We start from the raw sequence: 14,798 nt of genomic DNA on the forward strand, positions 1-14,798 counted from the left end.
CCTTTTCGGTGGTTCGCACCACCGGACAGGCGCACGGGCAACGGAGTCGCCTACCCTGTTTTCCGTGACTGCCCAAAACGCGCCCCAGCCGTCCGCAGGTCAGTACGACCTCATCATCGTCGGATCAGGATTCTTCGGACTGACGATCGCCGAAAGGGCCGCGACGCAGCTCGGCAAGCGAGTGCTCGTCGTCGAGCGCCGGCACCACCTCGGTGGCAACGCGTACTCGGAGGCCGAGCCCGAGACCGGCATCGAGATCCACAAGTACGGTGCCCACCTGTTCCACACGTCGAACAAGCGCGTGTGGGACTACGTGAACCAGTTCACCGACTTCACCGGCTACCAGCACCGCGTCTTCGCTATGCACAAGGGGCAGGCCTACCAGTTCCCGATGGGCCTCGGTCTGGTCTCGCAGTTCTTCGGCCGCTACTACTCGCCGAACGAGGCACGGGCGCTCATCGCCGAGCAGTCCGCCGAGATCGACACCAAGGACGCGTCGAACCTCGAGGAGAAGGCGATCTCGCTGATCGGCCGCCCGCTGTACGAGGCGTTCGTGCGCGACTACACCGCCAAGCAGTGGCAGACCGACCCCAAGAACCTGCCCGCCGGCAACATCACCCGCCTGCCCGTGCGGTACACCTTCGACAACCGCTACTTCAACGACACCTACGAGGGCCTGCCCGTCGAGGGCTACACCGCGTGGCTCGAGAACATGGCGAAGGACGACAAGATCGAGGTCCGGCTGGACACCGACTGGTTCGACGTCCGCGACGACATCCGTGCCGCGAGCCCCGACGCCCCCGTCGTGTACACCGGCCCGCTGGATCGCTACTTCGACTACGCCGACGGCGAGCTGGGCTGGCGCACCCTCGACTTCGAGACCGAGGTCCTGACCGACTGCGGCGACTACCAGGGCACCCCGGTGATGAACTACAACGACGCCGACGTCCCGTTCACCCGGATCCACGAGTTCCGCCACTTCCACCCGGAGCGGGACTACCCCAAGGACAAGACGGTCATCATGCGCGAGTTCTCCCGGTTCGCGGAGACCGGCGACGAGCCGTACTACCCGATCAACACCCCCGAGGACCGGGCCAAGCTCGAGGCCTACCGGGTGCGCGCCAAGGCCGAGGCCGCCGACGCGAAGGTGCTCTTCGGCGGGCGTCTGGGCACGTACCAGTACCTCGACATGCACATGGCGATCGCGAGCGCGCTGTCGATGTTCGACAACACGCTGCGCCCGCACCTCGAGTCCGGTGCCCCGCTGGCCGGAGACCTCGCGTGAGCGCGCTCCTCCAGCGGGTGCTGCTGCCCCGCGCCGGTGAGCCGCTCGACGTCCGCAGCCTCTACACCGACGAGGCCGTGACCAACCCCCATCGCGCGCACGCCACCTCGCGCACCTCGGTGTCGATCGGCGCCGAGTCCGAGGTGTCGTTCTGCAGCTACTTCAACGCCTTCCCCGCCAGCTACTGGCGGCGGTGGAGCATCCTCGAGTCGGTCGTGCTGCGGCTCGAGCTGTCCGGGCACTGCCGGGTCGACGTCTACCGCTCCAAGGCCGACGGATCGCGAATCCATGTGGAGGGCAAGGAGTTCCACGATGGAACTCTCGAGTTCTCGATCGACCTCGGCCCGTTCGAGGACGGCGGCTGGATCTGGTTCGACATCACCACCGACGCCGACGTGGAACTGCTGAGCGCCGGCTGGTACGCGCCGATCGACGCCCCCGGCGAGGCGAACGTCGCGGTCGGTATCCCGACGTTCAACCGGCCCACCGACTGCGTCAAGGCGCTGACGGCACTGGCCTCGGATCCGCTGGTGATGGACGTCGTCAAGCACGTCATCATCCCCGACCAGGGCACCCGCAAGGTTCGCGACGAGCCGGGCTTCGACGAGGCCGCCGCCGCGCTCGGCGACAAGCTCGCGATGCACGACCAGGGCAACCTCGGTGGTTCCGGTGGCTACAGCCGCATCATGTACGAGGCGCTGAAGAACACGGACTGTGAGCAGATCCTGTTCATGGACGACGACATCGAGATCGAGCCGGACTCGATCCTGCGCGCCCTCGCGATGTCACGGTTCGCCAAGAGCCCGGTGCTCGTCGGCGGCCAGATGCTCAACCTGCAGGACCGCAGTCACCTCCACGTGATGGGTGAGGTGATCAAGCGCGAGAACTTCATGTGGACCGCGGCCCCGAACGTCGAGTACGACCACGACTTCTCCAAGAAGCCGCTGCGCAAGTCCAAGCTGCTGCACCGCCGCATCGACGTCGACTACAACGGCTGGTGGATGTGCATGATCCCGCGGCAGGTCGCCGAGGAGATCGGGCAGCCGCTGCCGCTGTTCATCAAGTGGGACGACGCGGAGTACGGCCTGCGCGCCCGGGCGGCCGGCTACCCGACGGTGACCATGCCGGGTGCCGCGATCTGGCACATGGCGTGGACCGACAAGGACGACGCCATCGACTGGCAGGCGTACTTCCACCTGCGCAACCGCCTCGTCGTGGCCGCGCTGCACCAGCCCGACAAGCACGGCGTCACCTCCCTGATCGCCGACACGGTCAAGGCCACCGTCAAGCACCTGCTGTGCCTCGAGTACTCGACGGTCGCGATCCAGAACCTCGCGATCGCGGACTTCCTGGCCGGACCCGAGCACGTCGCCGAACTGCTGCCGACCGCGCTGGGCACCGTCCACGCGCTGCGCAAGGAGTACCCGGACGCGGTCGTGCTGCCGTCGTCGACCAGCCTGCCGCTGCCGTCCCGCGAGGACGTCGGCAACGTCAGCCTGCCGACCAACAAGGTGGCCATCGCCACCCGCCTGGCCAAGGGTGTGGTCCACAGCCTCAAGAAGTCCAAGCCCGAGCACCTCGAAACCCCGCAGCTCAACGTGCCGACGCTGGACGCCCGCTGGTTCCTGCTGTCGCAGGTCGACGGTGTCACCGTCACCACCGCGGACGGCCGCGGCGTCGTCTATCGCAAGCGTGACCCGCGGATCGCAGCCCGCCTGTTCAAGGAGTCCCTGCGCCTGCGTCGCGAACTCGCCGAGCGTTTCCCCGAACTCAAGCGCGAGTACAAGGCTGCCGTGCCGGAGCTGACCAGCAAGGAGAGGTGGGAACGTGTCTTCGGCATCTGAGGTTCGGATCCTGCAGACGGTGCAGGGCACCATCGGCGCCAAGCCCGCGGTCGTCAAGGCGGCCCGCGGCCTGTCGCACTTCGGTGAGCACGCCCTCGGCTGGGTCGCCGTCGCCGGTGTCGGCGCCGCGCTGGACAAGCCGCGCCGCCGCCGCTGGGCCGGTGTCGCCGTCGGCGCCCTCGGTGCGCACGCGGCATCGATCGTCATCAAGCGCGTCGTCCGCCGCCCCCGCCCGAACGACCCGTCCGTCCAGGTCAACGTGTCGACGCCGAGCAAGCTGAGCTTCCCGTCGTCGCACGCCACCTCCACGACGGCGGCGGCAGTGCTGCTCGGCCGGCTCACCGGGCTACCCTTGCCTGCGGTACTGGTCCCGCCGATGCTGCTCTCACGCCTCGTTCTCGGAGTGCACTACCCGACCGACGTGCTCGCGGGGTCGGCACTCGGCGCCGTGTCCGCGGCTGCCGTGCTGCGGGCCGAGCAGAAGTTTGGAGTGAAATGAGCGAGGAGCCTGCAGTCGTCACAGGGCCCCCGAAGACCCTGGCCGGCGGCATCGTCAAAGCCGTCCGCCCGCGTCAGTGGGTCAAGAACGTGCTCGTCCTCGCCGCACCCCTCGCGGCCGGGTCCGTCACCGAAGCCGACGTGCTGTTGCCGGTCGCGCTCGCGTTCGTCGTGTTCTGCATGGCCGCGTCCGGCATCTACCTCGTCAACGACGCGATGGATGTCGAGGCCGACCGTGCGCACCCGACCAAGCGCTACCGGCCCATCGCGGCCGGGGTGCTGCCGGTCAACATGGCCTACGCCATGGCGGTCGTGCTGCTCGCCGGCTCGATCCTGCTGTCGTTCGTCGCGAACTGGCAGCTGGCCGTGGTCATGTCCGTGTACATCGCGATCCAGCTGGCGTACTGCTTCGGTCTCAAACACCAGGCCGTGCTCGACATCTGCATCGTCTCGTCGGGCTTCCTGCTGCGCGCGATCGCCGGTGGCGTCGCCGCGGAGATCCCGCTGTCGCAGTGGTTCCTGCTGATCATGGCGTTCGGTTCGCTGTTCATGGCGGCCGGCAAGCGGTACGCCGAGCTGCAGCTCGCGGAGCGCACCGGTGCGAAGATCCGCAAGTCGCTGGAGTACTACACCGGCACCTACCTGCGGTTCGTGTGGACGTTGTCCGCGACCGCGGTCGTCATCTGCTACGGCCTGTGGGCGTTCGAGCAGGATCGCGCCAACGACACCAACTGGTTCGCCATCTCGATGGTGCCCTTCACGATCGCGATCCTCCGGTACGCGGTCGACGTCGACGGTGGCGAGGCGGGCGAACCGGAAGAGATTGCACTGGGCGACCGGGTGCTCCAGTTCCTCGCGATTGCCTGGATCGGAGTAGTAGGTGTCGCTGTCTACCTCGTCTGAGCCGACTTCTGCCGCCGACGAGACCGACACCGAGCCGCGCCCCCTGGGGGAGCGGATCTCGCGTGCGGTCTTCGTCGGCGGTGTCGCGCTGACGGCGCTCCTCTTCGTGTGGGGAGCGTGGCAGCGACGGTGGATTGCCGACGACGGGCTGATCGTGCTGCGCACGGTCCGCAACCTGCTCGCAGGCAACGGTCCCGTGTTCAACGCGGGCGAGCGGGTGGAGGCCAACACCAGCACGCTGTGGACGTACCTCGTCTACGCGGTCGGATGGATCACCGGGATCCGCCTCGAGTACGTGGTGCTCGGTATCGCACTCGTGCTCTCGACCGCAGCCGTCGTACTCGCGATGGTCACGGCGAAACGCCTCTACGCGGGCAGGATCTCGGGCGGCACCGTGTTGCTGCCGGCCGGCGCGCTGGTGTACATCGCGCTGGTCCCGGCCCGCGACTTCGCGACGTCCGGCCTGGAGACCTGCCTGGTCATCTTCTGGATCGCGCTGCTGTCGCTGCTGCTGTTGCGGTGGGCGCAGGCGGCCACGCCGTCGACGGCGTCGGTCCTGGTGCTGGCTTTCGTCGCCGGCCTGGCGCCGTTGGTCCGACCGGAGATGGCGCTGCTCGGTGCCGCCGCGCTCGGGATGATGCTGCTGGCCACCGGAATCGACTGGCGGCTCAGGGTCGCCGTGATCGCGGTCGCGGGCGCGGTGCCGGTGGCGTACCAGATCTTCCGCATGGGCTACTACGGGCTGCCCTACCCGAACACCGCGGTGACGAAGGAGGCCGGCGGCTCCAAGTGGGGCAAGGGCTTCGACTACCTGCAGAATCTGGTCGACCCCTACAAGCTGTGGGTCCCGATCCTCCTCCTCTGTATCGCCGGACTGGTGCTCTGGCTCCTGCGTCGCCCGCCCCCCGCCGAGGTGCCCGTCGTGGCCGACGCCTCCCGCGTGCATCGATTCCGAACCTGGCTCCGCAGTCCCGGCGGGGCAGTGGCCTTCATGCTCGGTAGCGGGATCGTGTCGGCGGCGTACTCCATTCGCGTCGGCGGCGACTTCATGCACGGCCGCACGCTGCTGCCCGCGCTGTTCTGCCTGCTGCTGCCCGTCGCCGTCGTGCCGGTCCGGTTCCCGAGCCGCCGCGACCGTGGAGACCGGCGCGCGACGATCGCCGCCGTCGTCTCGCTGGTGACGTGGGTGGGCGTCATCGGATGGGCGGCATGGGCGGCGAATTCGGACGGCATGCCGAACGGCACCGTCGTCGGCCGCAACGGAATCGTCGACGAGCGTGCGTTCTACTCCCTCGAAACCGGTCACGCGCATCCCATCCGCGCCGAGGACTACCTCGACTTCCCGCGGGTCCGGGCCATCGCCGAGTCGATCGCGGCCAGCCCGAACGGCGGTGTCGTCATCTCCGCGGGCAACCACGACTTCATGTACGTCGTTCCGCCGCCGGGTGTCCCGCCGGAGGGCGGCGCCCCGCACACCGTCTTCTTCCCGATGCTCGGCATGGCCTCGATGAACACGTCCCTGGACGTGCGGGTCCTCGACAACATCGGGCTGGCGAATCCGATTGCCGCGCATACCGATCGGATCGAGGACGGGCGCATCGGCCACGACAAGGACCTCGCGCCGGACTGGATCGTCGCCGACGCCGGGATGGTCGGACTGCACCCGTGGATCCCGCCGTTCATGGACGAGCGATGGGTGGCCGACGCCCGGGTGGCGCTGACCTGTCCGGCGACGCAGGACCTGCTCGCGTCGTACCGGTCGGAGTTGACCTGGCCGCGGTTCAAGCAGAATCTGCGCCGATCCTTCGAGTTCGCCGACTACCGGATCGACCGGGTTCCGGCCTACGAGATCCAGCGGTGCGGCCTCGAGGTTCCGCAGCCCTGATCGTCTCCGGCCGTCGTGTCGGACCTGCGGATTTGTCTCTTTTGTGTAACGCAGGCCCAACCGGAGTCGATGATCATCCAGCGGCGAGACGGCGGCATCGGATGCCGCCGTTGTCGTTTCGAGGGCATTTGTCTATGTGCACCGCGTGACATAAAGTCCTCCGAGCGCAGTGTGACCTGAAACAGGATCGTTATCTCCCTACGGGGTGATGCGGCCCTGCTTCCCCGACGGAATCGGGTCGGCACGCTCCTGGAGCGGTGCCGCGGACGAAGACGAAGAGAGAGCAGTATCCATGCGTTTTGATCGACACAGGCTTACCGGACGCCTCAAGCAGCGCCTGCTCGGAGTGTCCGCCGCGGCGCTGGTACTGCCGGTGGTTGCCGGAATCGCCGGCACGGCCGTCGCGACGGCGGCGCCTGTCGCGCACCGTGCCCCGGCCGGCGGCTACGAGGAAGTCTTCGTCGACTCGAGCATGGGTCCGATCAAGGTCCAGATCCAGTGGGCCGCACGCGGCGGCGACGCCGCCCTCTACCTGCTCGACGGCCTGCGGGCGCGCGACGACGCGAACGCCTGGACCTTCGAGACCAATGCGCTCGACCAGTACCGTCTCGACAACCTCACGCTCGTGATGCCGGTCGGCGGACAGTCGAGCTTCTACACGGACTGGTACGCGCCCAGCAACTTCAACGGTCAGAAGATCACCTACAAGTGGGAGACCTTCCTGACCAAGGAGCTTCCCGCGTACCTCGAGACCCGTGGCGTCTCGCGCACCAACAACGGCGTCCTCGGACTGTCGATGGGCGGCTCGGCAGCCCTGACTCTCGCTGCCTACCACCGCGACCAGTTCAAGTTCGCCGGATCGCTGTCGGGTTACCTGCACATCTCGGCGCCCGGCATGCGTGAGGCCATCCGTATCGCGATGCTCGACGCCGGCCGCTACAACGTCGACTCCATGTGGGGCCCGCCGTGGAGTCCGAACTGGCTGCGCAACGACCCGTTCGTCTTCGCGCCCAAGCTCGAGGGCCTGTCGATGTACATCTCGGCCGCGAGCGGCCTTCCGGGTAAGTACGACAACCCGAAGAAGGCGATCGACTACTACAACGCCGCGAACGCGATGGGCCTGGAGGCGCTGTCGCTGGCCAACACCCGCGCCTTCCAGCTCAAGCTGGCCACCCTGAAGATCCCCGCGACCTACAGCTTCCCGGCGCACGGCACCCATGCGTGGAGCTACTGGTCCGAGGAACTGTGGAAGGCCCGCGGCCAGATCCTGAACACGCTGAACGCGTGGTGACACCCCATGACGTGACGTGGGACGCCTTCCCCCGCACAATCCGTGCGGGGGAAGGCGTCCCGCGTTCGGGCGCAGGTGACTGCGCCCGGCCCCGAACGAAAAATTCACTTACCGCCCCAGCGAGGCAACCCCGGATCGCCCCTTCCGCCGTGTAGTAAGGAAGCGACGTTCTCGGCCCCGAGGGGCGCCCGCCACGACGAAGGAGAGTTGTCCCCATGCGATCAGGTCTCGAGCGGTCGTCGTACCGCGCCGGCACCGAGGGTAGGTGGCGAAGGAGGGCGCTCAGCGTCGCCGCGGCCGCGCTTGTCATGCCGATCGCGGCGGGCATCACCTCGGTCGGTACCGCCGGTGCACAGTCCCTCGGCACCCCGGGTGGCGACGCCACCGTGCAGGCGGGTGCTCCGGGGGCCATCAGCAAGGTCGACTGGCTCACCGACCGTCGCGTCGCGGTGTGGGTCAACTCGCCGTCGATGGGTGTCCCGATCCAGGTGCAGTTGCTGCTCGCCCGCGACTGGAACGCCAAGCCCAACGCCACGTTCCCCGCCGTCTACATGCTCGACGGCATGCGTGCGCGGGACGACGAGAACGGCTGGACGCTCGACACCGACGCCGAGGCCTTCTACGCGGACAAGAACGTCAACGTCGTGCTCCCGATCGGCGGTCAGTCCAGCTTCTACGCCGACTGGCTCGACCAGAACAACGGCCACAACTACCAGTGGGAGACGTTCCTCACCAAGGAGCTTCCCCCGATCCTCGAGAGCCAGTGGCGCACCACGCAGACGCGTGGCGTCGTCGGCCTCTCGATGGGCGGCACCTCCGCGATGATGCTGTCGGCACGCAACCCGGGCTTCTTCAAGTTCGCCGGTTCGCTGTCGGGCATTCTCACGACCACCACGCTCGGTATGCCGCAGGCCATCTCGTACGCGATGAGCGACGCCGGTGGCTACGACGCCGACGCCATGTGGGGTAACCCGACCAACGACGCGTGGGCCGCGCACGATCCGTACCTGCTGGCCGACAAGCTCAAGGGCATGAGCCTCTACGTCTCGAGCGGTAGCGGCACCACCGGCCCGTACGACCAGCCTTCCGGCATCCCGGGCATCAGCACCAACTACGCGGGCATGGGTCTCGAGATCCTGTCGCGCCTGACGTCGCAGACGTTCACCACCAAGCTGCGCAAGCTGAACATCCCCGCGACGGTCAACTACCGCCCGTCGGGCACGCACTCGTGGCCGTACTGGGAGTTCGAGCTGCACCAGCTGTGGCCCCAGCTCGCCACCGCGCTCGGTGTCGAGGCCGACAAGCCGGGCTGCGGCGTGGGCGGTGCGATCGCCCCGGTCGCGAACGGCAACAACTGGATCGGCGACTGCCTCACCGGTGAGTACCCGGTCTCCGGCGGTGTCGCGCAGGACTTCCGCTTCGGACGCATCTTCTTCTCCGGCGGCACCGGCGCGCAGCCCGTCGCGGGACGTATCGGCGGCGCCTACCAGGGCGCGAACGGCCCGTCCGGCGCGCTCGGGTTCCCGACCACGCAGGAGTACGGCACCCCCGACGGCCGTGGCCGGTTCAACCACTTCCAGAAGGGCTCGATCTACTGGACGCCGCAGACCGGCGCCCACGCGGTGAGCGGCCCGATCAAGGACGAGTGGGTCAAGCAGGGCTACGAGACGGGTCCGCTCGGCTACCCGAACGCCGACCAGACCAAGCTGCAGGGCAAGGACGGCCTGGTCCAGGGCTTCGAGATCGGCACCATGTACTGGACCCAGCCCACCGGCGCGCAGGCGGTCCGGGGCCTGATCATGAAGAAGTACGGCGAACTGGGCTGGGAGGGCGGCTGGCTCGGCCTTCCGCTGACCAGCGAGGTGCCCGTCAAGGACAACGGTGCCTTCAACCGTTTCCAGAACGGCAACATCTACTGGAGCCCCGCGAGCGGCGCCTGGTCGGTCAAGAACGGCCCGATCTTCGAGGCCTGGGCGAAGGAGAACTACGAGAACGGTCGACTGGGTTTCCCGATCGGTGACCAGTCCGACGTTCCGGGTGGCGTGCAGCAGAAGTTCCAGCACGGCGTCATCACCATCAAGGACGGAAAGACGACCATCGCCTGACGATGGTCCGACCACGCGCGGGGCGGTGACCGGATCAGCGGATCCGGGCGCCGCCCCGCGTCGTATGTAGCCTGTTTCAAGAGATCGTTTCGACACAGCAAACTCGAGGACTGACATGTCGCACTTCTCCCGTACCCGTTCCGCGCTCGCTCGCACCGTTGCGATGAGCGCGCTCGTAGTCGCCGCCGGTGGACTGCTGGTTGCCTGCGGCGGCGACGACTCGTCGGCTACCGGGGACCCGTCGACCACGTCCGCCGCGGCGGCGTCCACCACCAAGTCGACCTCGAGCAAGACGACGGGTGACGCCGCCGCGCCCGCACCCTCCGGGGGCGGCAGCCAGGCCACGAGCGAGCCGGTCGAGCAGCAGCAGTCCGTGCCGAGCGGCTTCCCCGGTCCCACCGAGGTGCCGATCGATCCCCGCGGTCAGGCGTTCCTCGACGGTCTGGAGAAGGAGGGCATCACGCCCGCCGGCGACGGTCAGATCGCTGTCTCGACCGCCGACTACATCTGTGCCGCGAAGGAGCAGGGCAGCTCCAACGAGGAGATCTCCACGTTCGTGACCGCCGCGGTCGGCAGCGAGGCGATCGCGTCGGGCCAGGAAATCACGCCCGAGCAGGCCGGCAAGAACGCGGGGATCTACATCCAGGTCGCCCAGGCCGAGTACTGCCGGTAGCCGCGCGTGAGTGTGAGCGGCCGCGGAACGCGGAAGAACGGGAAGAATCGGGGGCGGAAGCGCTTCGGGCTCGTCGCAGTACTCGCGACGATCCTGGTGCTCGTCATCGTGGCGGGCTGGTACCTGCTGGCCGGGCGAGTGCCCGAGCCGGCGCCGCCGACGCCACCGGGTCCGACACCACCGGCAGCGCAGCCGGCGGACTGTCCCGACGTCCAGGTGATCTCGGTGCCCGGAACGTGGGAGTCCAACGTCGGCGACGACCCGCACAACCCGACGGCCAACCCCGCGTCGCTCATGCTCAACGTGACCAGGCCGCTGCAGGAGCGGTTCTCGCCCCAGCGCGCCGACGTCTACACGGTCCCGTACGTCGCGCAGTTCTCCAATCCGGTCGCGCTGCCGCCGGACGGCCAGGAGTCGTACAACAATTCGCGTGCGGCCGGGACAGCGGCGACGATCGACCTCATCGAGCGCCGGCACGCGGAGTGCCCGCTCACGACGTATCTGTTGACCGGCTTCTCGCAGGGCGCGGTGATCGCGGGAGACGTCGCGGCGCGGATCGGCGCCGGCGACGGCCCGGTGTCGCCCGACCTGGTGCTGGGCGTCGGTGTGATCGCCGACGGCAGGCGTGACCCCGCCGCGGCACCCACGATCGGTCCGCCGGTCGCCGGTGTCGGTGCGGAACTGTCGCTCGCGGGCCTGAAGCTGCCGGGCATCACCATGACGGGCGTGCGACCGGGTGGCTTCGGCGCGCTGGCGGATCGCGCGGTCCAGATCTGTGCTCCCAGCGACGGAATCTGCGACGCCCCCGCGGAGGCGCTCAAGGTCGGGAATTGGCTCAGCAGCGCGTCTCGGTTGACCGAGTACTACAACAACCCGATCCATGCGATGTACAACACATTCGTGGTCGACGGCAACGGAACCACCGCGACGGAGTGGATCGCGAACTGGGCTGCCGACAAGATCGACGAGGCGCCCGCACCTGCGCACGAGTGATCTGCCGAACGTAGTAGTCCGAACCGACTCCTCAGTAACCTCGCGAGCGGTAATGTCCGTCCTCGCGACCCGATCACGGGTAACGGGGGTGAATCCCTATGCTTGATTGGTTGTGCCTGGACGGGCCGGGGCTGCATGCGTGAACGAGGAAGAAGGCTTTGATGGGTTCCACCGACGTCTCGGACGTCCGCGCACCGCGTAAGTTCCGCTTCGCGGCCGGCGGCGAGGGTAATGCCGAAGAGGGTGGTGCTCGTCGATTCGTCAAGCTCGCGCAGAAGGCCGAGGAGCTGGGCTACGACAGCTTCATGATCCCGGATCACCTGGGCAACCAGGTGGGCCCGATCGCGGCGCTGGGGGCCCTCGCAGTCGCGACCGACAAGATCCGTCTGGGAACCGCCGTTCTCGCGAACGGCTTCCGGCACCCCGCGGTGCTCGCGAAGGATGCCGCGACGATCGACGTCCTCTCGGGTGGCCGTCTGGAACTCGGCATCGGCGCGGGTTGGATGAAGGAAGAGTTCGACAAGGGCGGCATCGAATACGAGCGCCCGGCTGTCCGAATTGCGAAACTCGAGGAGTCCCTGCAGATTCTGGACACGCTGCTGCGTGGCCAGGAGTGCAACTTCGAGGGCGAGCACTACCGGATCAGCGGACTCAAGGGCAGCCCCCGGCCCCGGCAGGGCCCGCGCCCGCCGATCGCGGTCGGCGGCGGCGGCCCCAAGATGCTGGCCCTGGCGGCCAAGTACGCCGACATCATCTCGGTGGCCACGCCGACCAGCAAGGACGGCCGACTCCTGCTGTCGGGCATCACGATGGAGCAGACCATCGAGCGGGTCGAGCGGATCCGGGACGCGGCCGGTGTGCGGTTCGACGACATCGAACTGAACTGGACCGTGACCACGATCATGGTCACCGACGATCGCGAGCAGGCCGCCGAGATGGCGCTGGCCGCTCTCGACCAGGGATTCCCGCCGAACATCGAGGTCGACACCGCGTTGTCGGTCGAGGAGCTCCTGAACTCGCCGTACCTGGCGATCGGTACGCACGAGGAGATCGCGGACCAGATTCGTAACGTGCGCGAGAAGACGTCGATGTCATATGTGGGCGTCTTTCCGACTCAGATGGAAGCATTCGCGCCGGTGATCCCATTGCTCCGGGGCGAGTAGGCGATGCGCATCTGTAACATGTTGCTGGTTTCGAGTCGATGGACCGACTCGTAGGCGTGTCGTCTACGTCCCGAAGGTTGCGAGTGGCTACAACGGGAAAGGGTAGCCATGAGCGACGACATGAAGCAGGCCACGACCGACGAAACAGAGAACTAACGATGAATCCGCGCGGCGAAGGAAGTCTGGGGCGCAACCATGTCGGTTGATGGTTGTGTGATCGCTTCGACAGGAGAAGGAATGAACGCGATGTTCGACGACTACCTCGACGAACACGGCCACATCCGGCTCACGCCGGGGCACACGCTGATCGACTACGTCGACGAGCACACGCGTAACAACGCGGGCGACCTGGTGTACCGCTATGTCGACTACTCGCGCGAGCGTGACGGCGAAGCGCACGAGTTGACCTGGGGCCAGTTCGGTCTGCGTCTTCGTGCCGTCGCGGCCCGCCTGCAGCAGGTCACCGAGTACGGCGACCGTGTCGCGATCCTCGCACCGCAGGGCCTCGACTACGTCACCTCCTTCTTCGCGGCCATCCACGCCGGTCGGATCGCGGTTCCGCTGTTCGATCCGGACGAGCCCGGTCACACCGACCGTCTGCACGCGGTCCTCGGTGACTGCGAGCCGACCGCGATCCTCACCGCGACGTCGTCGGCGGCGGGTGTCCGTCAGTTCTTCCGTTCGCTGCCCGCCGCGAAGCGTCCCCGGATCATCGCGGTCGACGCGATCCCGGACAGCGTCGGCGACACGTGGGTCCGTCCCGCGATCGAGCTCGACGACATCGCGTACCTGCAGTACACGTCGGGCTCCACCCGCACGCCGGCCGGTGTCGAGATCACGCACCGCGGTGTCGCCACCAACGTGCTCCAGATGGTCGACTCGCTCGGCCTCAGCGAACACTCGCGCGGCGTCACCTGGCTGCCGCTCTACCACGACATGGGCCTGCTGACGGTGATCCTGCCCGCGCTGGGCGGCCAGTACATCACCATCATGAGCCCGCGCGCGTTCGTCCAGCGCCCGTACCGCTGGATCAAGGAACTCGCCGCGATCGCCGACGGCGCCGGAACGTACGCCGCGGCCCCCAACTTCGCCTTCGAGCACGCTGCGATCCGCGGCCTGCCGAAGGAGGGCGAGCACCTCGACCTGAGCAACGTCATCGGCCTGATCAACGGCAGCGAGCCGGTCACGGTGTCGTCGATGCGCAAGTTCAATGACGCGTTCGCGCCGTACGGCCTGCCCAAGACGGCGATCAAGCCGTCGTACGGCATGGCGGAGGCCACGCTGTTCGTCTCGACCACGCACCCGTCGGACGAGGCCAAGGTCATGTACGTCGACCGCAACGAGCTCAACGCGGGCCGCATGGTCCAGGTCGACCAGGACGCCCCCGGTGCGGTCGCGCAGGTGGCGTGTGGCGCCGTCTCGCGTAGCCAGTGGGCCACGATCGTCGATACCGAGTCCGCCGCCGAGCGTCCCGACGGCTACGTCGGCGAGATCTGGCTGCACGGCGACAACATCGGCCAGGGCTACTGGGGTCGCGAGCAGGAGACCGCCGAGACGTTCCACAACAAGCTGCTCCAGCGCCTGCCCGCGAACTCGCACGCCGAGGGCGCACCGGACGACGCCAACTGGCTGCGCACCGGCGACTACGGCGTGTTCGTCGACGGCGAGCTGTACATCACCGGCCGCGTCAAGGACCTGGTGATCGTCGACGGCCGCAACCACTACCCGCAGGATCTCGAGTACTCGGCGCAGGAGGCCAGCTCGGCACTCCGTCCCGGTTTCGTCGCCGCGTTCGCGGTTCCGGCGAACCAGCTGCCGCAGCAGGTGTTCGAGAACTCGCACTCCGGGCTGGTCTTCGACCAGGACGACGCCTCCGAGCAGCTGGTCGTCGTCGCGGAGCGCGCGCCGGGCGCCGGCAAGGCCGATCCGCAGCCGATCGCGGACGCCGTTCGCGGCGCCATCTCGGCGCGGCACGGTGTCACCGCGCGTGATGTGCTGCTGGTTCCGGCCGGATCGATTCCTCGCACGTCCAGCGGCAAGCTGGCCCGCCGCGCGTGCAAGGCGGCGTACGTCGAGGGGACGCTGCGTGGCGGCCACATCCAGACCGCGTTCCCGGACGCCGTTTCCGACTAGATCCTTTTCTGACGGATAGCTTGGT

At 67.9% G+C, this 14,798-nt stretch carries 11 protein-coding genes; all 11 read left to right on the forward strand.

Features of this window, described 5'->3' with window-relative positions; genetic code table 11:
* Nucleotides 1-64 precede the first annotated feature (64 nt).
* The 11 genes from glf to fadD32 all read left to right on the forward strand — a co-directional run bounded on the left by glf (nt 65) and on the right by fadD32 (nt 14,773).
* Nucleotides 65-1,285, forward strand: a complete 1,221-nt coding sequence (glf, locus tag ABEU20_RS24245; RefSeq protein WP_420166944.1) for a UDP-galactopyranose mutase — start codon at nt 65-67, stop codon at nt 1,283-1,285.
* A complete protein-coding gene (locus ABEU20_RS24250; RefSeq protein ID WP_420166945.1) occupies nt 1,282-3,129 on the forward strand; it encodes a glycosyltransferase in 1,848 nt (615 codons plus the stop codon). Before glf ends, ABEU20_RS24250 begins: the two co-directional genes overlap by 4 nt.
* A complete protein-coding gene (locus ABEU20_RS24255; RefSeq protein ID WP_420166946.1) occupies nt 3,113-3,628 on the forward strand; it encodes a phosphatase PAP2 family protein in 516 nt (171 codons plus the stop codon). The genes ABEU20_RS24250 and ABEU20_RS24255 overlap by 17 nt, the downstream gene beginning before the upstream one ends.
* The gene (locus ABEU20_RS24260) at nt 3,625-4,530 is read left to right on the forward strand and encodes a decaprenyl-phosphate phosphoribosyltransferase (protein ID WP_420166947.1); all 906 of its coding nucleotides are present in this window, start codon (nt 3,625-3,627) and stop codon (nt 4,528-4,530) included. Before ABEU20_RS24255 ends, ABEU20_RS24260 begins: the two co-directional genes overlap by 4 nt.
* Complete coding sequence (zomB, locus tag ABEU20_RS24265) at nt 4,508-6,415, forward strand: flagellar motor control protein ZomB (RefSeq protein ID WP_420166948.1); 1,908 nt, start codon at nt 4,508-4,510, stop codon at nt 6,413-6,415. Before ABEU20_RS24260 ends, zomB begins: the two co-directional genes overlap by 23 nt.
* A gap of 292 nt (nt 6,416-6,707) precedes the next feature.
* Entirely contained in the window at nt 6,708-7,706 is a 999-nt protein-coding gene (locus ABEU20_RS24270) for an alpha/beta hydrolase (protein ID WP_420166949.1), read from the forward strand.
* 215 nt (nt 7,707-7,921) lie between these two features.
* Nucleotides 7,922-9,811, forward strand: a complete 1,890-nt coding sequence (locus ABEU20_RS24275; protein ID WP_420166950.1) for an alpha/beta hydrolase-fold protein — start codon at nt 7,922-7,924, stop codon at nt 9,809-9,811.
* Nucleotides 9,812-9,926: 115 nt separating this feature from the next.
* Entirely contained in the window at nt 9,927-10,484 is a 558-nt protein-coding gene (locus tag ABEU20_RS24280) for a DUF732 domain-containing protein (RefSeq protein ID WP_420166951.1), read from the forward strand.
* Between the two features lie 6 nt (nt 10,485-10,490).
* Nucleotides 10,491-11,477, forward strand: a complete 987-nt coding sequence (locus tag ABEU20_RS24285; RefSeq protein WP_420166952.1) for a cutinase family protein — start codon at nt 10,491-10,493, stop codon at nt 11,475-11,477.
* A gap of 161 nt (nt 11,478-11,638) precedes the next feature.
* Nucleotides 11,639-12,640 carry an LLM class F420-dependent oxidoreductase gene (locus tag ABEU20_RS24290; protein WP_420166953.1) on the forward strand — a complete coding sequence of 334 codons (1,002 nt, stop codon included), beginning with the start codon at nt 11,639-11,641 and terminating at the stop codon, nt 12,638-12,640.
* A 237-nt stretch (nt 12,641-12,877) separates the two neighbouring features.
* A complete protein-coding gene (fadD32, locus tag ABEU20_RS24295) occupies nt 12,878-14,773 on the forward strand; it encodes a long-chain-fatty-acid--AMP ligase FadD32 (RefSeq protein ID WP_420166954.1) in 1,896 nt (631 codons plus the stop codon).
* Nucleotides 14,774-14,798: the final 25 nt, after the last annotated feature.

Source organism: Rhodococcus parequi (genome assembly GCF_046042785.1).
In the GTDB taxonomy this organism is placed as follows: Bacteria; Actinomycetota; Actinomycetes; order Mycobacteriales; family Mycobacteriaceae; genus Prescottella; species Prescottella parequi.

Bases quoted from the DNA above. Each gene is read 5' to 3' on its own strand.
- fadD32 (WP_420166954.1), top strand. From the start codon at position 12,878: ATGAACGCGATGTTCGACGACTACCTCGACGAACACGGCCACATCCGG.
- ABEU20_RS24280 (WP_420166951.1), top strand. From the start codon at position 9,927: ATGTCGCACTTCTCCCGTACCCGTTCCGCGCTCGCTCGCACCGTTGCG.
- ABEU20_RS24260 (WP_420166947.1), top strand. From the start codon at position 3,625: ATGAGCGAGGAGCCTGCAGTCGTCACAGGGCCCCCGAAGACCCTGGCC.
- ABEU20_RS24275 (WP_420166950.1), top strand. From the start codon at position 7,922: ATGCGATCAGGTCTCGAGCGGTCGTCGTACCGCGCCGGCACCGAGGGT.
- ABEU20_RS24270 (WP_420166949.1), top strand. From the start codon at position 6,708: ATGCGTTTTGATCGACACAGGCTTACCGGACGCCTCAAGCAGCGCCTG.
- ABEU20_RS24290 (WP_420166953.1), top strand. From the start codon at position 11,639: ATGGGTTCCACCGACGTCTCGGACGTCCGCGCACCGCGTAAGTTCCGC.